The organism is Thiomicrolovo immobilis (genome assembly GCF_039645955.1).
In the GTDB taxonomy this organism is placed as follows: Bacteria; Campylobacterota; Campylobacteria; order Campylobacterales; family Sulfurimonadaceae; genus Thiomicrolovo; species Thiomicrolovo diazotrophicus.
Map to the genome: position 1 here is coordinate 663,590 of NZ_CP147916.1, position 17,629 is coordinate 681,218.

At 59.3% G+C, this 17,629-nt stretch carries 17 protein-coding genes; 13 read left to right on the top strand and 4 right to left on the bottom strand.

Annotated features, from left to right (window positions below; translation table 11 throughout):
- Positions 1–3 precede the first annotated feature (3 nt).
- From WCX72_RS03390 to WCX72_RS03400, 3 genes are read left to right on the top strand one after another with little or no spacing between them, the layout of a single operon-like run.
- A complete protein-coding gene (locus tag WCX72_RS03390) occupies positions 4–393 on the top strand; it encodes a carboxymuconolactone decarboxylase family protein (RefSeq protein ID WP_345970898.1) in 390 nt (129 codons plus the stop codon).
- 41 nt (positions 394–434) lie between these two features.
- Entirely contained in the window at positions 435–620 is a 186-nt protein-coding gene (locus WCX72_RS03395) for a hypothetical protein (RefSeq protein ID WP_345970899.1), read from the top strand.
- Positions 610–1,287 carry a hypothetical protein gene (locus WCX72_RS03400; RefSeq protein ID WP_345970900.1) on the top strand — a complete coding sequence of 226 codons (678 nt, stop codon included), beginning with the start codon at positions 610–612 and terminating at the stop codon, positions 1,285–1,287. The genes WCX72_RS03395 and WCX72_RS03400 overlap by 11 nt, the downstream gene beginning before the upstream one ends.
- Before the next feature lie 114 nt (positions 1,288–1,401).
- On the opposite strand, the gene WCX72_RS03405 is transcribed toward WCX72_RS03400, so the two are convergent.
- From WCX72_RS03405 to WCX72_RS03415, 3 genes are all read right to left on the bottom strand, one after another.
- On the bottom strand, positions 1,402–1,983 hold the full coding sequence (locus tag WCX72_RS03405; protein WP_231020444.1) for a TetR/AcrR family transcriptional regulator: 582 nt from the start codon (positions 1,981–1,983) through the stop codon (positions 1,402–1,404).
- A gap of 62 nt (positions 1,984–2,045) precedes the next feature.
- Entirely contained in the window at positions 2,046–3,254 is a 1,209-nt protein-coding gene (gene fabF / locus WCX72_RS03410; protein WP_231020445.1) for a beta-ketoacyl-ACP synthase II, read from the bottom strand.
- Positions 3,251–3,634 carry a YbgC/FadM family acyl-CoA thioesterase gene (locus WCX72_RS03415; RefSeq protein ID WP_231020446.1) on the bottom strand — a complete coding sequence of 128 codons (384 nt, stop codon included), beginning with the start codon at positions 3,632–3,634 and terminating at the stop codon, positions 3,251–3,253. The genes fabF and WCX72_RS03415 overlap by 4 nt, the downstream gene beginning before the upstream one ends.
- A gap of 115 nt (positions 3,635–3,749) precedes the next feature.
- On the opposite strand from WCX72_RS03415, the gene WCX72_RS03420 reads away from it, so the two are divergent.
- The gene (locus tag WCX72_RS03420) at positions 3,750–4,205 is read left to right on the top strand and encodes a YiiD C-terminal domain-containing protein (protein ID WP_345970901.1); all 456 of its coding nucleotides are present in this window, start codon (positions 3,750–3,752) and stop codon (positions 4,203–4,205) included.
- Between the two features lie 4 nt (positions 4,206–4,209).
- Here WCX72_RS03420 and WCX72_RS03425 read toward each other — a convergent pair whose 3' ends face one another.
- On the bottom strand, positions 4,210–6,222 hold the full coding sequence (locus tag WCX72_RS03425; protein ID WP_231020448.1) for a molybdopterin oxidoreductase family protein: 2,013 nt from the start codon (positions 6,220–6,222) through the stop codon (positions 4,210–4,212).
- Positions 6,223–6,410: 188 nt separating this feature from the next.
- On the opposite strand from WCX72_RS03425, the gene WCX72_RS03430 reads away from it, so the two are divergent.
- The 9 genes from WCX72_RS03430 to WCX72_RS03470 all read left to right on the top strand — a co-directional run bounded on the left by WCX72_RS03430 (position 6,411) and on the right by WCX72_RS03470 (position 17,616).
- On the top strand, positions 6,411–7,811 hold the full coding sequence (locus WCX72_RS03430) for a CmpA/NrtA family ABC transporter substrate-binding protein (RefSeq protein ID WP_231020449.1): 1,401 nt from the start codon (positions 6,411–6,413) through the stop codon (positions 7,809–7,811).
- A gap of 34 nt (positions 7,812–7,845) precedes the next feature.
- Positions 7,846–8,655, top strand: a complete 810-nt coding sequence (gene ntrB / locus WCX72_RS03435; RefSeq protein ID WP_231020450.1) for a nitrate ABC transporter permease — start codon at positions 7,846–7,848, stop codon at positions 8,653–8,655.
- Positions 8,656–8,665: 10 nt separating this feature from the next.
- Positions 8,666–9,457: an ABC transporter ATP-binding protein gene (locus WCX72_RS03440; RefSeq protein WP_231020451.1), complete on the top strand. Its 792-nt coding sequence runs from the start codon at positions 8,666–8,668 to the stop codon at positions 9,455–9,457.
- 158 nt (positions 9,458–9,615) lie between these two features.
- The gene (locus WCX72_RS03445; protein ID WP_231020452.1) at positions 9,616–10,839 is read left to right on the top strand and encodes a hypothetical protein; all 1,224 of its coding nucleotides are present in this window, start codon (positions 9,616–9,618) and stop codon (positions 10,837–10,839) included.
- Between the two features lie 92 nt (positions 10,840–10,931).
- The gene (gene cobA, locus WCX72_RS03450) at positions 10,932–12,233 is read left to right on the top strand and encodes a uroporphyrinogen-III C-methyltransferase (protein WP_345970902.1); all 1,302 of its coding nucleotides are present in this window, start codon (positions 10,932–10,934) and stop codon (positions 12,231–12,233) included.
- Positions 12,205–14,124, top strand: a complete 1,920-nt coding sequence (locus WCX72_RS03455) for a ferredoxin--nitrite reductase (RefSeq protein WP_231020454.1) — start codon at positions 12,205–12,207, stop codon at positions 14,122–14,124. The genes cobA and WCX72_RS03455 overlap by 29 nt, the downstream gene beginning before the upstream one ends.
- Positions 14,125–14,503: 379 nt before the next feature.
- Positions 14,504–15,316 (top strand): formate/nitrite transporter family protein, encoded by an 813-nt coding sequence (locus tag WCX72_RS03460; protein ID WP_231020455.1) that lies wholly within the window; start codon positions 14,504–14,506, stop codon positions 15,314–15,316.
- 55 nt (positions 15,317–15,371) lie between these two features.
- The gene (cynS, locus tag WCX72_RS03465; RefSeq protein WP_231020456.1) at positions 15,372–15,812 is read left to right on the top strand and encodes a cyanase; all 441 of its coding nucleotides are present in this window, start codon (positions 15,372–15,374) and stop codon (positions 15,810–15,812) included.
- 70 nt (positions 15,813–15,882) lie between these two features.
- The gene (locus tag WCX72_RS03470) at positions 15,883–17,616 is read left to right on the top strand and encodes a bifunctional protein-serine/threonine kinase/phosphatase (protein ID WP_231020457.1); all 1,734 of its coding nucleotides are present in this window, start codon (positions 15,883–15,885) and stop codon (positions 17,614–17,616) included.
- Positions 17,617–17,629: the final 13 nt, after the last annotated feature.

Sequence of the window (17,629 nt, forward strand, 5' to 3'; positions counted from 1 at the left end):
AAATTGAAATCTGCAAGGTATAAAATCGGAAGGGAGAAACTGGCTGAGGTCGGCGGCGATCAGGGGGATAAGATCATTGAGGCCCTCAGCACAATCGCTCCGGAGTTCGCCGATTTGCTTGTGGAGTTTCCTTTCGGAGATATCTACAGCCGTCCGGGGTTGGACCTGCGGTCCCGTGAAATCGCCACGGTGGCGGCCCTGACGGCGATGGGCACGGCAGCCCCCCAGTTGAAAGCCCATGTGAACGGGGCGCTCAATGTCGGCTGCACGCCGCAGGAGATCATCGAGATCATGATCCAGATGGCCGTCTATGCCGGTTTCCCCGCCGCACTGAACGGGCTTGCGACCGCCAAAGAGGTTTTTGACGAGCGGGATATAAATGTAAAAGACTGAAAACGCAGAGGCGACCAGTCAAATCTTAAAAGGTTGATAGAATGAAAAAATATGGAATTGCCACCATACTTGGCGTCGTTTTGGTCCTGTTTCTTGCATATTTTATGCACCCGCTCGATAATGATTCCATCGGGCTGCTGACATTGTTGTGTGTTGGCGGGTCCAACGGGATCGCCGCACTTTTTGTGAAATCGAAAGGTGCCGAAGGGAAACAGGATGACAAATAATATCAACGCGATGCAGTGGATTGTGCTGGTTTCGTCAGTCTTGATTTTTGCGGGATGCAGCGGCAACTCTCCGGTGCCAGTGGGTGGGCAGACTGGCGCAGCCGGCGGGGAAGCCGCAGCGGCAGAAAAAGAGCCCATCGCGACACGTTCATTTCTCATTCATGGTGAAAAACCCAACCCCTCGTACCGTGTCCACGGCTTCGTCATTTTTACTTCAAGACCCACCAGCGGACAATATGCCAGATATGTGAAGACATGCGAAGCGTACATCGCTACGTTGGATCCTACGGAGAGTCACTCTTCTGACGAATATGATCTGTTACCGACGTATTGGCCCGTGACTGATGAGTTGTACTCTGAGGATTGTGTCGACATGATAATTTATTACGATTATCCGCGTGCCAGCGAAATCGTGGCTCGCCTGCATGCCGAACTCGGCACAGGCATCGGCCCTTATCTGGTAGCTTCTGGCGAGGGGGAACTGATGGTGCTCGATATGAGTACCTTTTCTGAAGACGATATCCAACGGGCCATGCGGATATGGGAAAAAGAGATCTGTGTCGATCCGAAAAACTGGGAACCGAGGCTCTCGATTATCAAATTTCGCGAAGCGTTCCGCAGTATGCTCCAGGCATACGGAGACAGCATCTTAAAATATTTCAGTTAGCCTTGGAGCTGGCTGTGCGCTTTGCGCCAAACGCATCGTCACACCCACACCGGCTTTCTTCCAAAAGCATTCGATCCAATTGATCTTCGCCTCGAAAAAGAGTGAATCGCGATTTTATCGCCGATAGTGTTCCAGTACGATTGTCAGGTACTGGGCGTGGTGTCCAAACGATTCTTTCGAAGAGAGGGAGGGAGGCAGCGATATCTCTCCCCAGGTGGAGGTGATAAAGAAGCGGGCGAAGGCTTTGGTGTCAAACGCTACGAGTTCACCGTCTGCAATGGCGGCTTCCAGCGCCAGAGAGAGCTTGTCGATAAAATGGTGGTAGGCCTTTGTCAGGACGGCTTCAAAGTCGGGGTCGAGCGGGGCCATCTCCACGAGTAGGCGGTGCAGAGGGCAGCCGTTGGCGATGAGGGCGGTGTGGTTCTGCATCTTCGCAAATATGCGTGCAAAGGTTTGAAAAATGTTTTCGCCCGGCAGGCGCGCAAAGTCGAAGAAGTCGTCCATTTTCGGGACGATGCGCTCCTGGCTCACGGCCAGTACCAGCTCCTTTTTGGAAGCGAAAAAGTGGTACATGCTCCCCTTGGGCACCCCGGCGGCCTTGAGGATGACGGCGGTGCCGGTACCGTGATAGCCGTTCTTGTAGACTTCAGCAAAGGCGGCGTCCAGCAGCCGCGCTCTTGAGTCCTGGCGCTTCATATCTCAACCCTTGAAATTTTTGCATCATTATATCGGTTTGTCCCCAGGCGCCGAAGCGCGGGCTAGAGCGCTTTGGTGAAGATGATGGCCCCGTTCGTGCCGCCGAAACCGTAATTGGTGCTCATGACGGTTTGAAGCTCCTTTTCACGCGCGGTGTTCGCGACGTAGTCCAGGTCGCAGGCGTCGTCTTGGGTGCGGAGGTTGATGGTCGGGGGCATGATGTTGCGCTCAAGGGCCATAATGGAGACGGCGGCTTCGATGATGCCGGTGGCCCCGAGACAGTGGCCGATACTCCCCTTGATGGAACTGACCGGAGGTACGGTCTCAAAGACCGCTTTGAACGCTTTTGTCTCGTTAGCGTCTCCAAGCGGGGTACTGGTCCCATGCGCGTTGATGTAGTCCACTCGTGGGTTGCCGGCCATCTGCAGCGCAGAGCGCATGGCCCGGACGGGGCCGTCCGTGGCGGGGGCTGTGATGTGGCCCGCGTCCGCGCTTTCGCCGAAGCCCGCGACCCGTGCATAGATCTTCGCACCCCGCTTTTGGGCATGTTCCAGGGTTTCGAGCACAAGGGCCGCCGCCCCTTCACCCATCACGAAGCCGTCGCGCTCCTTGTCGAAGGGCCTGGAGGCCGTTTTCGGGTCGTCGTTGTGTGTTGAGAGTGCCTTCATGGCGCTGAAGCCGCGGATGCCCGTCTCGCAGATGCAGGCTTCGGCGCCCAGGGCGACCATGACGTCGGCTCCGCCGGCCATGATGGTCTTCGCCGCCTGGTTGATGGCGTGAAGCCCCGCCGTGCAGGCCGTCGTCGAGGAGAGGTTCGGCCCCTTGAGCCCGTAATAGATGGAGGCGTACCCCGCCAGCATATTCGTGATGGATCCGGGGATGAAAAAGGGCGAGATCTTCTTGCCGAAGGCGTTCTTTTCGATATTCTCCTGCATCATCGGCAGGCCGCCTATCCCGGTGGCGGCGCTGACGCCCATTCGGGCCGCATCCCCGTTTTGCGGTTCGAGCGCGGCGTCGGCGAGGGCCTCTTTCAGCGCATGCATCCCCAGGTGGATGAAGCGGTCGCTCTTTTTGATGTCTTTGGGGTCCATGACGCTGCCCGGATCGAAATCCTTCACTTCGCTGGCGATTTGTACGGCATCGCCGGAGGCGTCGAAATGGGTGATATAGTCGATGCCGCATACGCCCTCGAGCAGTGCTTCAAAAGCGCTCTCGGCACTGTTGCCGACGCCGTTGATCATGCCGATTCCCGTAATGACAATAGGGTTCATATTAACTCCTTTTCAATCGTATGAAATAGCCTGAGCATCTCTTCGGGGAAGAGGCTCGGACGCATGTTGCGCACGTAAAGCATTGTCAGCTGCACGGTGAAGATCGGTTTTTTCCCGCGGGAGATCGTCTGTTCGATCTTCAAAGATGTTCGCTTTATTTTTGTGATGTTGCTGCTGACATCGAGTACGTCTCCCAATCGTGCGGGGGTCAGATAGCGGCACGCCAGAGAGTGCACGATCAGATGCCCGTCGGCGCCCTGAAGCGCGGTATCCGTATTGAAAAAATGCGCGGCGCGGGCCCGGTCGCAGTATTTCAGATAATTCGGGTGAAATACCAGACCCGTCGCATCCGTATCTTCGTAATAGACGGTTACCCGCATCTTTTTCCCTTTCTAGACTGATTGGTCTAGTAAAATTCTAGTGGAAATGTGCTTAAAGTAGACTAAACGGTCTAGTTGTAAAATGGTATAGTTGTTTCCGCATAAGCAAAGCGCCGTGAACGGCAAGAGAGACAAAACGTCCGAAGAGTATGAGGGAGATCTATTGGAAGCCGCCGATATACCATTTGCACGCCATATTGGGCTTGAACAGGAGAAGGGGAGCGTGTCGCTGGGGTTCAGCGGCACGGTGATGAACCATCTCAATACGATACACGCCAGCGCACAGTTCGCCCTGGCGGAGACCCAGAGCGGTCTGTACCTGCAGACGCTCTTCCCCGAACTGGAGGGAAAAGTCGTTCCTCTTTTGCGGGAGGCGCAGATACGTTACAGAAAACCCGCCGCGGCAAAGATCGTCGCGTCCGCGTCAGTGGACGATTCGGCGGTCGAAACGTTCAGAGATCAGTTTGGCAGAAAGGGAAGGGGGTCTATCCGGGTCGATGTCGCTGTGACGGACGTCAACGGCGTGTTGACGTCGCAGGGCGCTTTTACATGGTTCATCCAGACGCTCTGAGGCGTCAGCCGCTCCACTTCTCCAGCTTCGCCGCGTTGTGGTTGTAATCGGGCTCTTTTGACTCGGGGTCGAGGAGATCGTTGGTAAGGTAGTTGATCCGGCGGTCGGTGACGGGGACGAAGAGGGTCTTTTCGCGAATGTTCTCCGTCACCTTCGCCTCGAAGACGAGCGCACCCCTGGCCGTCGTCACCTTGACCTTGTCGCCGTCCGCAATCCCTGCGCTTTGCGCATCTTCGCTGTTGATCTCGATGTAGCTCAGCGGCTTGTGCTTGAGCAGGCGGTCGACGAAGGCGGTCTTCGTGCCGCTGTGCCACTGGTCGCGGGTCCGCCCGGTGGTGAGCAGGTAGGGGAACTCCAGCGAGCTGCTTTCGCTGCGGCGTTCGTTCTGCACGAAGATGAGGTTCGCCCGACCGTCGGGGGTGAGGAACTCGTTATCGTCAAAGAGCCCTTCGCCCCAGACGTAGCCGCCGTTTTTGAGGCTGGCGGCGTCGACGCCGCTGATGTCCATGTGCCCCTTCGGGCTGAGCGCCGTCATGCGGCGGTATTCGTCCCAGATCGCCTCGGCGTTCTGGTAGTCGAAGGCGCGCACGAAGCCCATGGCCCGCCCGATCATCGAAAAGATCTCCCAGTCGGGTTTACAATCGATGCTGCGGCGGGTCAGGCGCTCCTGGCGGGTGATGCTGCGGTCCATGTTGGTCTGCGTCCCCTCTTTTTCGCCCCAGGGGGCCGCCGGCAGCCGCAGGTGGGCAAAGGGTTTCGTTTCGCTGTCGTCATAGGCGTTGATCTCGACGATGAAGGGGACCTTTTTCAGCGCCGCCTCGACCCGGCTGCGGTTGGGGAGGTGGTAGACGGGGTCGGTGTGGCAGATGATAAGGACGTCGAGTTCGCGCCGTTCGGCCGCTTCGATCATCTCGAAGGCCGTCAGTCCCGGGGCGGGGGCGATGTTCTGCGCCCCCCAGAATTCGCTCACCTTGGCAATGGACTCCTCGTTGAAATCCAGGTGCACCGCGAGGGTTGTCGCCAGCCCCCCGACCTCGCGGCCCCCCATGGCATTGGGCTGACCGGTCAGGGAGAAGGGGCCGTTGCCGGGACGGTTGATCTTGCCGGTGAGCAGGTGGAGGTTGATGAGCGCGAGGTTCTTGTCGACCCCCTGCGCGCTCTGGTTCAGCCCCATCGTCCAGGCGGAGATGACGTTCTCGCTCTCGTAAAAGAGTTCCATGAAGGCTTCGAAGTCCGATTCTTCTAACCCGCACCGTTTGAGCAGTTTCTTCGTCGGGATCTTCTTGATCTTTTTGAGGTAGGCGTCAAACCCGTTGACGTGCGCGTCGAGGAAGGCGTTGTCGGTTTTGCCATCGTCGACGATGCGGCGCGCGACGAGGCTGAGGAAGTCGATGTCGGTGCCAACGCGGATGGGGAGGTGGAGGTCGGCCTGCTCGGCCGTCTCCGTGCGGCGCGGGTCGATGACGACGGTTTTTAGCCCCTCTTTTTTCGCTTTTTTTATCTTGTTGTTGAAAACGACGTGCGCTTCGGCGGGGTTCGCCCCGATCATGATCAGCAGGTCGCAGTGTTCGATCTCCTCCATCCGGACGGGGACGTAGTCGACGCCGAAGACCTTCTTGTGGGCGACGACGGCGCTGGCCATGCAGGTGCGCGAGTTGGTATCGACGTTGTTGGTCCCGAGGAACCCCTTGCCGAGCTTGTTGGCGACGTAGTAGTCCTCGGTGAGCATCTGGCCCGAGAGGTAGAAGCCGATCCGCTCGGGGGAGGTGGAGCGGATGTTGTGGACGATCGTCTCGATGGCCATCTCCCAGGAGATCTCCGTAAAGTCTTCATAGGCTTTGCGCAGCTTGGGGCGCAGCAGCCGCGTCGGTGTCTCGATGGTGTGCAGCTCGCTGGCCCCTTTGGAGCAGACGAGTCCCTCGTTGACGGGGTAATCGATGTCGCCGACGAGGCGCCGGGTGTCGTACTCAATGCCGCAGCCCACTCCGCAGTATCCGCAGACGGATTTGATTTTCATAACAAGCCTTTCTCTCTATATATAGGGGTCAATATTTCGTTGTTGCTGACGTATTATGACATAGTATGCTAAGAAAATATTAAGACTATTGTATAAAAAACATACAAATAAATTGTCATTTTAATCCCTATGGCATGCCATAATGGTGCAACCGAAACAGAGTTTCAAAAAAAATAAAGGTTTAAGCAATGAAAAGTGCATCTGGATTGAAAGGTTTGACACTGGCCGGACTCGCCCTCGGGCTGGCGGCGACGACGCTGATGGCGGACGTCGAAAAGAAGAAGCTGACCATCGGCTTTATCGCGCTGACGGATTGTGCCCCCATCGTCATCGCGGAGGAGAAGGGCTTCTTTGACAAGTACGGCCTGGACGTCCACGTCGTCAAAGAGGGCGGCGGCTGGCCGGGGATCCAGCAGAAAGTGATCAACGGCGAGTACGACTTCTCGCACGCCCTGGCGGGGATGCCGATCGCGGCGACGCTGGGCATCAACGGGGACGCGAACCTGGTGGCGCTGATGAGCCTCGATTTCAACGGCAACGGCATCACCTTCGGCAACAACATCATGAAGCAGATGAAAAAGTACGGCATGGATGACAAGAAACGCCCGCTCGGTTCCGAGTCGCTTAAAAAGTACATCGATGCCAAACATCAAAAAGAGGGCGGCAAATACCAGCCGCTGAGCTTCGGCATGGTCCACCCGGTCTCGACGCACAACTACGAACTGCGCTACTGGATGGCGACGTCGGGCATCGACCCGGATGCCGATGCGACGATCAAACCTTTCCCGCCGCCGACGATGCCTTCGAACCTGATCGCAGGCAACATCGAAGGGTACTGCGTCGGGGAGCCGTGGAACGAACGCGTCGTCCTGAAGAAGAAGGGTTCCACCCTGGTCACGAACTATGACATCTGGAACAACAACCCCGAAAAGGTGCTGCAGGCCCGCGCGGATTTCGTGGAAAAGAACCCGGAGACGACCAAGGCGGTCATGAAGGCGATCATCGAGGCGCAGATGTGGCTTGACGAGAGCTGGGAACACCGCAAAGAGGCGGCGAAGATCCTGAGCAAGCCCAACTACGTCAAGGCGCCGGTCCCGGTCCTTGAGAAGTCGATGACGGGGACCTTCCAGTACCTCAAAGGGCAGGACTCCGAGCCCAACCCGATGTTCAACGTCTTCGCCAACTACTACGCGGCGTACCCCTTCTACAGCCACGGCATGTGGTTCATCACGCAGATGTACCGCTGGGGACAGCTCGACAAACCTGTCGATATGAAAGCGGTCATCGAGAAGACCTACCGTCCCGACCTCTTCGAGGCCGCGGCCAAAGAGGTGGGCTACGCCCTGCCGCCGAGCCCGTGGAAAAAAGACGGCGTGGATAAGTACAACATGTTCATGGACGGCAAGGTCTACGATCCGAACAAAGCGGTTGAGTATATCTACAGCTTCAAGGTGACGAACCCGCTGGTGAGCGAGGCGGACCTCAAAGCGGCCAACGCCTGGGAAGGGAGCCTCAAGACGGCCCAGCCCGACTATGTCTGCCCCTACGGCCCCGCCGGCTGTGCCGACCCCAAATACGTAACGAAATAAATCTTCGGCCCTTCGCGGCCGAAACCAGGAAAACATGATGCAGGAAATTATTAAAAAAACCGCGCTGCCGCTGATGGTGCTGTTCGTCATTCTGGCGGGCTGGCAACTGGTGGCCAACAATGTCGAAGAGTTCCCGACGCCCCACAGCACATGGGTGGCGGCGTTCGGGGGAATCAATGCCGACGGCGACGAGATCACGGGGGTGCTCTCCGATCCGTTCTATGTCGAGAACGAGGATGACAAGGGGATCGCCTGGCAGATCACGAACTCCCTCGGCCGGGTCTTCGGGGGCTTCGCGCTGGCGATCCTCGTGGGGATCCCCGTGGGGCTGCTGATCGGGATGAGCAAAAGCTTTCTGATGGCGCTCAACCCCTACATCCAGATCCTCAAGCCGGTCTCGCCGCTGGCGTGGCTGCCGCTGCTGCTGATGGTCTTCCAGGACATCAACCTGACGGCCGTCTCGACGATCTTTATCACCTCCATCTGGCCGATTATCATCAATACGGCCCTGGGAGTCCGCAGCGTCAACCAGGATTATCTCAATGTCTCGAAGGTGCTGCAGTTCACCCCCTTCGAGACGATCCGCAAGATCATCCTGCCCGTCGCGGTGCCCTACATCTTTACGGGGATGCGGCTGAGCCTGGGGATCGCCTGGCTCGTCATCGTCGCGGCGGAGATGCTTACCGGCGGGATCGGCATCGGGTTCTGGATCTGGGACGAGTATAACAACCTGAACTACCCGAACATCATTATCGGGATCATCATCGTCGGTGTCGTGGGGTATATCCTCGACGTCATCATGGGCAAGATCGCCGATTTCTTCGACTACCGAAAACGCGCCTGAGGAGGACAGCATGGGTAAATTTCTCTCACTGGAACATGTCGACAAGGTGTTCCCGCTCCCGGGCGGGAAGGAGTACGTGGCGGTCCGGGACGTGGACCTGGAGATTAAAAAGAACGAGATCATCTCCATCATCGGGCACTCGGGCTGCGGCAAGTCGACGCTGCTCAACATGATCGCGGGGCTGGACCTCAACACGGGCGGCGGGATCTTCCTGAATAACAAGGAGATCGGCGGCCCCGGCCCCGAGCGCGCCGTCGTTTTCCAGAACCACTCGCTGCTGCCGTGGCTGACGGTCTATCAAAATATCGAGATGGCCGTCAAAAAGGTGATGCCGGAACTGAACAAGCAGGAACTGGGCGAACGGGTCATGAAGTTCGTCAGCATGGTCAACCTCGACCACGCCAAGGATAAATACCCCGGCGAGATCAGCGGGGGGATGAAGCAGCGCGTCGGGATCGCCCGGGCGCTCTCCATCAAGCCCGAGGTACTGCTGATGGACGAACCTTTCGGGGCCCTTGATTCGCTGACGCGCGCCAACCTCCAGGAGCACCTGATGCGCATCCAGGAGAAGGTGCAGAACACCGTCATCATCATTACGCACGACGTGGACGAAGCGGTGCTGCTGAGCGACCGGGTCATCATGATGACCAACGGCCCCGAAGCGACGGTGGGCGAGATCCTCGAGGTGAACCTGGAGCGTCCGCGCGACCGCGTGGCACTGCAGCAGGACCCCGAATACGTCCGCTGCCGCGAAGCGATCCTCAGTTTCCTCTACGAGAAGTTCGCCAAGGACGACGAATAACGAAATGAACAACCGACCATAATGTGTTTCTGCCGGACCAGGGGAGGCATTTCCCCGGCGTTCCGGTGCAAAAGATAGCCGGTATCTGTGGGGAGTCCCGTCGCATCATGCGGGGCTCTCCAGAGGTGCCGCCTCGAGATTGTAAAAGGATAAATTGAATGAAGAAGTGGATGATGTCGCTGGCCGCCGTGCCGGTTATTGTTGGAAGTATGAATGTGGCCGTATCAGCGGCCGAAGAGATCGTTCTCCTGGACGGTCTGAAAGTGAGCGGAGAGATCCGCCCGCGCTACGAGATGGCGGACGTGAAGGACAACGGCCTCGATACGGCTAACGCCTTTACGGCGCGGACGCGCCTTGCGGTCGAAGGGACGCTCCTCGGCCTCGAAGGGCTTACTGCCAAGGTGGGGATGACCTCGGTCAACAACTTCGGCTACAACGACTATGCGCCGCAGAATGGGACCTATGACCTGATCCTGGACCCCCAGCAGGCGATCCTGACCGAAGGGTACCTGGCCTACACGGCGGCGGACACGACCCTGCTTGCAGGGCGCTCCTTCGTCAACCTCGACGACCAGCGCTTCGTGGGCACCGTCGGCTGGCGCCAGATGGAGCGCGCCTACGACACGGTGACGCTGAGCAACGGTTCCATCGAGGGCCTCTCCCTGATGGCCTCCTGGATCTACGGCTACCAGGGGGTCAATGCCAACCCGACGACGGACACGGGATCGTTGCTCCTGCACGCCACGTACTCGGCGGGCAAGGCGCTCTCTGTCACGGGGTTCGGCTATATGCTTGCAGACATTCACGACACTTACGGCCTGCGCGTCTCCGGGGATATCGCCCTGGACGGTGTGACGTTGAACTATGCGGCCTCCTATGCCAAGCAGAGCGACGCTTCGCTGACCTACGCCCTCGATGATGCGCCGGAGATCGATGCTGCCTACTACGACATCGCCCTGGGCGCGAACATCTCCGGCCTCATTGTCGGGGCGGAGTACGAGGTGCTGGGAGACGCCGAAAGCAACAGCACGAAAGGGTTCACGACCCCGCTGGCGACCCTGCACAAGTTCCAGGGGTGGGCGGACGTCTTCCTCGGTCGCACGTCCGGAAGCAACAACGACGGTCTGGCGGACCTGAGCGGCAAACTGGGATTTGCGGCGCCGGGCTTCGGCAAGGTGCTGGGGGTCTACCACAAGTTCGACGCCCTCTCCGGCGCGAACAAGGACCTCGGAAGCGAGTTCGACGTGCTCTATGCCAACAAGGTCCCCGGCGTCAGCAACCTCGGGTTCCTGGCGAAAGCGGCCTTCTACTCCAAGGGTGACACGGGCAACGACGTCACCAAGGTCTGGGCACAGCTCGATTACAAGTTTATGGTCAAATAAGCGTTCGCGCGGCCGCTTCGGCCGCCGAAACGGTCATGTTTTTTGACGCTTCTTCATCACCGAAGGCGCATTAAAAAACATACGAAGGATTCATGATGCAAAGAATTACCCTTCCCGTTGTACTGCACAACCCGAAGATACTGCTGATAGGCGGCGGGCCGGTCGCCCTGCAAAAGGCGCAGGTGATGCGCCGCAACAAGATCGATTTCGACGTCATCGCCGCGCAGTGCAGCGAGGCGATGCGCTCGCTTGTCCCGGAGGCGTGTGAACGTTCCGTGACGGAGGAGGATTGCCGGGAGTACGGCATTGTCATCGACGCTACCGGTAACCCCGAGGTGACGGCGATGCTGACGGCGCTCAAACAGCGGCAGCGTTTCCTGCTCAACGTCGTCGACGTCCCGGAGCAGTGCGACTTCTTCTTTGCCGCGCTGATCGAGCAGGGGCCGGTCAAGATTGCGGTAAGTTCCAGCGGGGGCTCGCCGGCGCTCGCCCAGGCCATTCGCGACAAGATCGCCCGGATGCTGCCCGCATCATTGGCCGCACTGGGCCAAAAGGCGATGCGCGAGCGCCTTGCCGGGCATATCCGCCCGGGGGCGCTCAAAGCCGAGGCGAACCGGCAGCTCGGACGGGTGCACCTGGTCGGCTGCGGCACGGGGGACGTCGACCTGCTGACGCTCAAGGCCTACCGCCTTATCACGGAAGCGGACGTCGTCTTCGTCGATCACCTCGTCAGCGAGGAGATCAAGGCGATCATCCCCAAAGCGACGATGGTCATCCACGTCGGCAAGCGTAAAGGACACCACAGCATCAAGCAGGAGAAGATCAATGCACTCCTGATCGAGTACGCGCAGAAGGGGCTGGAGGTCGCCCGGCTTAAGGCGGGAGACCCCTACATCTTCGGCCGCGGGGCGGAAGAGGCGGAGGCGCTTGTCGCGGAAGGAATCCGTGTCGAAGTCGTCCCGGGGATCTCTTCGGCCGTCGCCGGACCGCTTGCCGCAGGGATCGCCCCGACGGCACGCGGGTACGCGGCGAACCTCTCCATCGTCTCCGCGCACCTGGCGGGTAACCGTATCAACACGGAGTGGATCGACCTGCTCAAACTGAAAAACCATACGACCATCGTGCTGATGGGGGTCTCGCGCGCCAAAGAGATCGTGGAGAAGGCACTGGAAGCGGGCGCGGAAGCGGCGATGCCCTGCGCCGTCATCTCCAACGCCTCCCGGCCGGACCAGCAGCGTTTCATCACCACGCTGGAGGGGTTGCCGGCGGTGGCCGAAAACGCCCCGCGCCCCGCGATCATCGTCTTTGGCGACGTCGTCAACCTGCACGCGGTGCTGCCGCAGTATATCAACGAAGGGGAGTACCATGATCAGCGTATTGCAAGCGGCCTCTGAAGCCCGGAATACCAAAACGAACAAGGTCGAGCAGACCAAGGCGCTCAAAACCCCCAAAGAGGCGTTCGAACAGATCGCCGAGTACGCCAAAGGGGGGTACGGCAGCATCCCCAAGGAGGATCTCGGCTACTTCCTGAAGTGCTTCGGCATTTTCGACCGCCCGATGACCCCGGAGCGCTTCATGATGCGGGTGCGCATTCCCGGCGGCCAGCTGGATGCCGCCCAGGCACGCACCGTCGGCGAGATCGCGCGGGAGTTCGGCCAGGATTACATCGATATTTCGACCCGGGCGCAGATCGTCCTGCGCTATTTAAGCATCGAAGCGATGCCGGAGATCCTTGAACGCCTTGAAACGGTGGGGCTGACGACCTTTCATACGGGGGTGGACAACTTCCGCAACATGGTCAACGACCCCCTCGACGGGGTGGCCTTCGATAACATTCTGCCGTCGCAGGGGCTCCTTCAGAAGCTGCAAGAGCTTTTCCTGGGCCACTGGGAGTGGGTCAGCGCCCTGCCGCGCAAGTTCAATACGGGAGTCTGCGGTTCTTTGGCCAACCGCTGCAACATCTTCGGGCAGGACTGCGGGTTTGTGCTGGCGCAAAAAGAGGGGGTCTACGGCTACAATGTCTACCTCGGAGGAAGGGTCGGGGTGATCGCGCGCAACGCGGACATCTTCGTGCGCGACGAGGCGGAGGCCGTGGCGATGTTCCGGGCCCTCATCGAGCTCTACCGCGACTACGGCTTCCGCGACAACCGCAACAAGAACCGCCTTCACTTCCTCATCGAGGCGGTGGGGATGGAGGCCCTCGCCGCGGCCATCCGCGAAAAGGCGGGTATCGACTTCGCCACGGCCGGGGAGACGCTGACACAGCTTGACAACAGCGACCCTGACCAGGGTCGGGTCCAGCTCAACAACGGCACCTTCGCCGTCCATGCCGTCGTCCCCTCCGGCGTCTTCAGCGGCAGCGACCTTGTCGCCGCGGCGGGGGCGGCGGAGACCTTCGGCGACGGGCGCGTGCGCCTCGACATTGAACAGAGCCTCTACCTTCTCGGGGTGGATGCGGTCCGCTACGAGGCCCTGATGGAGACGCCGTTTTTCGAGACCTACAAGAGCGTCTCCAGCCCCTATTTCAACCACCTGATCGCCTGCGCCGGGGAGGAGCACTGCCCCTTCGGCGTCATCCCGAACAAACCCGACGCCATCGAGATGGCCGAATACCTCAGCCTCGCGGTGCCGCTGGAGGGCGGCCGCGTGCGGATGCACTGGTCGGGCTGCGTCAAAGGGTGCGGCCTGCACGGGGTCGGCGACATCGGTTTCGAGGGGTGCAAGGCCAAGGTGAACGGCGAGACGGAGCACGGAGTGCACATCACGCTCGGGGGCAAACTCACCGCCGAAGGGCAGGAGGGGTACAGCGTCATGAAGTCCGTGCCGCTGCGGTTCGCGCGCTACCACGTCGAGTCGCTGATGCGCGAGTACCGCCGCCTGCGCAGGGCGGGGGAGAGCTTCGGACAGTTCCACGACCGGGTGCTGGCGCTCTACTCGCCCGCGGCGATCGGCTTTATCATGCAGATGCAGGCCTATGTGCGCGACAGGGGTATCGAGCTGGCGTTGGGGTTCGAGGCGGGTGCGAAAAGCGGCCGAAACGAATCCTTCGAACTCTTCGACTTCGGCTGCCGGCTCTACAAGAAACTGACGGGCGAGACGGCCTACCCGCTGCAGGCGCACTATATGCCCTCAGAGGGGGAGCGGTTGGATACGACACTGCTCGATCACAATAGTATCGACGCAAACCTGGCCCGGATGGTGACCAAGATGCTTGAGCCCAATGCCAACCTCCGCGCCAAAGCCTTTACGGAACTAAACGGCTTCGTGGCACTCTTCCAATCGTAAAGCGTGCCCGGTATCCGGGCGCTTCTATAAAGACGGTTTTTCTGCACACAGCTGCGTGCGTCATTTGCGGCGAATCTTCTACAGCGAGTGACGCAAAAATCATTTTTTGAAAAACTGTTAAGTTCTATTTTTCACCACTCATCCCTATCATAAACGGTTTTAGTGTTCAGAAAATAATAAGAATTGTGTATAAAATACATACAATTTTCTGCTACATAGTTTGAAATTTAATCGGTAGAATTTTTCAGGTTGATCGGACCGTGGTAGCGCTTGCAGCACTGCTGGACAGAAGGACCACGCCCTTGCCGATGCCGCTCTCCGTGAAGGGCAGCAGCGTCGGGAAGCGGCTTCGATCAACAACACGATAAGGAGATATCCAATGGCCTATTTGGCTCCAAGCGAATTTGTAACAAAAATGGTCGATTCGGGAGAATCGAAAGTCTATATGTCCACAAAGGACACCCTCATCCGCGCCTATATGGCGGGGGCTATCCTGGCACTGGCGGCGGTCTTCGCCGTCACGGTCGCAATGAAAACCGGCTCGCCGCTGGTCGGCGCGATGCTCTTCCCGGTCGGCTTCATTATGCTCTACCTCATGAGCTTTGACCTGCTCACGGGTGTTTTCGTCCTCGTCCCGCTGGCATGGCTGGATAAACGTCCGGGCGTTTCGATAGCCCAGATCCTGCGTAACTGGGGTTTTGTGGCGCTGGGGAACCTGATGGGCGCCCTGACGGTCGCGTTTATGATGGCCTTTATTTTTACATACGGTTTTGACACGGACGGCGGCGAGATCGCCAAGAAAGTGGCGGGCATCGGTGAAGCGCGTACCCTGGGGTACCAGTCCCACGGTGTATCCGGCTGGTTTACGGTTTTTGTCCGCGGGATGCTCTGTAACTGGATGGTCTCCATGGGTGTCGTCGGTGCGATGATCTCCACGACGGTCAGCGGCAAGTTCCTGGCGATGTGGATGCCGGTCATGCTCTTCTTCTTCATGGGCTTCGAGCACTCCATTGTCAACATGTTCCTGTTCCCGTTCTCCCTGATCATGGGCGGTAACTTCACGATTTCTGACTACATCCTCTGGAACGAGGTTCCGGTTGCACTGGGTAACCTGGTCGGCGGTCTCGCGTTTACGGGTCTGACGCTTTATGCAACGCACGTCAGAACAAGCCCGAAACGTGTGCTGGGGTAACCCGGCATAGCGGCTCCGGCCGCATCCATTCAAAAACGAAAAGGAAATATTTTTTATGACAAAACTTGAAATGACTGAAACGATTATGGCGGCGAAAAAAAGCAGCGGTCTGGGCTGGGAGGCGATCTCCGAGAAGGTCGGTCTCGGTTCCGTGTTCCTGACATCGGCGTGCCTCGGTATGAACAGCCTGAAGCCCGAGCCGGCAGACAAACTGTGCGAAGTCCTGGGGCTGGATGCCGCGGTGTCCGAAGCGCTGCAGGCGTTCCCCAACAAGAAGTGGGACCAGATCGTTCCGACCGATCCGCTTATCTACCGTCTCTATGAAGTCGTCGGCGTCTACGGCGAAACCATCAAGGAGATCGTCGGTGAGAAATTCGGCGACGGCATTATGAGCGCCATCGACTTCTCCATGGACATCGACAAAGAGGAGAATCCGGCGGGCGACCGCGTCGTGATCACCATGAACGGCAAATTCCTGCCCTACAAGTCGTGGTAACACGACTTTTTTTGAGCATGGCCGCCGGCGCGGACGTGTTCAAAAGGAGTCTGACAAAGATGATCAAGCGATGAATACAGCCGTGAAGCTCACCGTCGGCAGCCACACCGACAAAGGGCGCAAACCCCTGAACCAGGATTTTCACGATCTGCGCATTCCCGACGATACGCTGCTCTGCACAAAGGGGGCGGCCGCGGCGCTGGCCGACGGCATCAGCAGCAGCGAGGTGAGCCAGGTCGCCAGCCAGGTCGCTGTCGTCTCCTTTTTGGAGGATTACTTCAGCACGCCGGAGACCTGGTCGGTCGGCCGGGCGGCCCGGCAGGTGCTCAAGGCGACGAACTCCTGGCTCTACGCCCAGACCAGGCGGGGGCCGGAGCGCTTCGATATGGACAAGGGGTACGTCTGTACCTTCAGCGCGCTGGTGCTGCGGGGAAGGAGCGTGCATCTCTTTCATATCGGCGACGCGCGGATCTACCGGCTCCGCGACGGGGTGCTGGAGCAGCAGACCGAAGACCACCGCCTGCGGATCTCGCCGAGCGAGAGCTACCTCAGCCGGGCCATGGGGATGGACTCGCAGCTCATCATCGACCATGCCGTGTTGAGTGCCGAAGCGGGGGACGTCTTTCTCCTGATGACCGACGGAGTCTACGAGCATATCCTTGACGAGGATATCCTGCAGCATTTGCAAGAGCGCGGCGACGATTACGACGGCGCGGCGGAGGCCCTGGTAAACCGGGCCCTGGAAAACGGCAGCGGGGATAACCTGACGCTGATGCTCATGCGCATCGACGCCCTGCCGGATCAGGCGATCGACGAGCGCTACAAGGAGGTGATCGAAAAGCCTTTCGCGCCGCTGCTCGAACCCCGGTCGGAATTTGAGGGTTACCGCATCGTGCGCACGCTCAGCAGGACGAGCCGCAGCCATGTCTACCTGGCCGTCGACATGCAGACCGATACGCCCGCGGTGCTCAAAACCCTCGCGACGGAGCTGCAGCACGACCGCACGCAGGTGGAACGGTTCCTGACCGAAGAGTGGATCGCCCGCCGGGTCAGCAACGCCCACCTGCTCAAGGCCTACCCGCAGCAGCGCCCACGCGCCTACCTCTACACCGTGACCGAGTACGTGGAGGGGCAGTCGCTGGCGCAGTGGATGACGGACAACCCCCGTCCCGATTTGGAGACGGTCAGGCGCTATGCCGAGCAGATCGCGCGGGGGCTGCTTGCGCTGCACCGCCGCGAGATGGTGCACCAGGATCTCCGCCCGGAAAATATCCTGATCGACGCCACGGGGACGCTCAAGATCATCGATTTCGGGTCGGTAAAGATCGAGGGGATACAGGAGACGGTGCCGGAACGCGAAGGGACGCAGATGCCCGGTACGGCGCACTATTCGGCCCCGGAGTATTTTCTGGGCGGCGCAGGCACAACGCGCTCGGACCTCTATTCGCTGGCGGCGATCCTCTACCGGATGCTCTCGGGCAGCTCCCCGTACGGACTCAAAGTGGCACGGACCAAACAGCGCTCCGAGCAGAAGAAACTGAAGTACGTGTCGCTGGCGACGGAGGGAAGGGGCGTGCCGGTCTGGTTCGACGAAGCGCTGCGCAAGGCGCTTGACCCGGACCCGGAGCGCCGCTACGAGGATGTCGCCGAGTTCGTCTACGATCTTCGTCATCCCAACCGGGCCTTTTTGAATAAAAGCAGACCGCCGCTGATCGAACGCGATCCGGTCCGTTTCTGGCAGGGGCTTTCCCTCCTGCTCGGATTCGCCCTCGTCATGGTGGCGGCGAAGTGCCTGAGCGGGTGAACGCCCCGGCGTA

What these genes read in the sequence shown, in the direction of transcription:
- WCX72_RS03400 (WP_345970900.1), top strand. Translation starts at nt 610, where the DNA reads ATGACAAATAATATCAACGCGATGCAGTGGATTGTGCTGGTTTCGTCA.
- cobA (WP_345970902.1), top strand. Translation starts at nt 10,932, where the DNA reads ATGATGCAAAGAATTACCCTTCCCGTTGTACTGCACAACCCGAAGATA.
- WCX72_RS03395 (WP_345970899.1), top strand. Translation starts at nt 435, where the DNA reads ATGAAAAAATATGGAATTGCCACCATACTTGGCGTCGTTTTGGTCCTG.
- WCX72_RS03425 (WP_231020448.1), bottom strand. Translation starts at nt 6,222, where the DNA reads ATGAAAATCAAATCCGTCTGCGGATACTGCGGAGTGGGCTGCGGCATT.
- WCX72_RS03430 (WP_231020449.1), top strand. Translation starts at nt 6,411, where the DNA reads ATGAAAAGTGCATCTGGATTGAAAGGTTTGACACTGGCCGGACTCGCC.
- WCX72_RS03455 (WP_231020454.1), top strand. Translation starts at nt 12,205, where the DNA reads ATGATCAGCGTATTGCAAGCGGCCTCTGAAGCCCGGAATACCAAAACG.
- WCX72_RS03470 (WP_231020457.1), top strand. Translation starts at nt 15,883, where the DNA reads ATGAATACAGCCGTGAAGCTCACCGTCGGCAGCCACACCGACAAAGGG.
- WCX72_RS03415 (WP_231020446.1), bottom strand. Translation starts at nt 3,634, where the DNA reads ATGCGGGTAACCGTCTATTACGAAGATACGGATGCGACGGGTCTGGTA.
- WCX72_RS03460 (WP_231020455.1), top strand. Translation starts at nt 14,504, where the DNA reads ATGGCCTATTTGGCTCCAAGCGAATTTGTAACAAAAATGGTCGATTCG.
- WCX72_RS03405 (WP_231020444.1), bottom strand. Translation starts at nt 1,983, where the DNA reads ATGAAGCGCCAGGACTCAAGAGCGCGGCTGCTGGACGCCGCCTTTGCT.
- ntrB (WP_231020450.1), top strand. Translation starts at nt 7,846, where the DNA reads ATGATGCAGGAAATTATTAAAAAAACCGCGCTGCCGCTGATGGTGCTG.
- WCX72_RS03440 (WP_231020451.1), top strand. Translation starts at nt 8,666, where the DNA reads ATGGGTAAATTTCTCTCACTGGAACATGTCGACAAGGTGTTCCCGCTC.
- WCX72_RS03445 (WP_231020452.1), top strand. Translation starts at nt 9,616, where the DNA reads ATGAAGAAGTGGATGATGTCGCTGGCCGCCGTGCCGGTTATTGTTGGA.
- fabF (WP_231020445.1), bottom strand. Translation starts at nt 3,254, where the DNA reads ATGAACCCTATTGTCATTACGGGAATCGGCATGATCAACGGCGTCGGC.
- cynS (WP_231020456.1), top strand. Translation starts at nt 15,372, where the DNA reads ATGACAAAACTTGAAATGACTGAAACGATTATGGCGGCGAAAAAAAGC.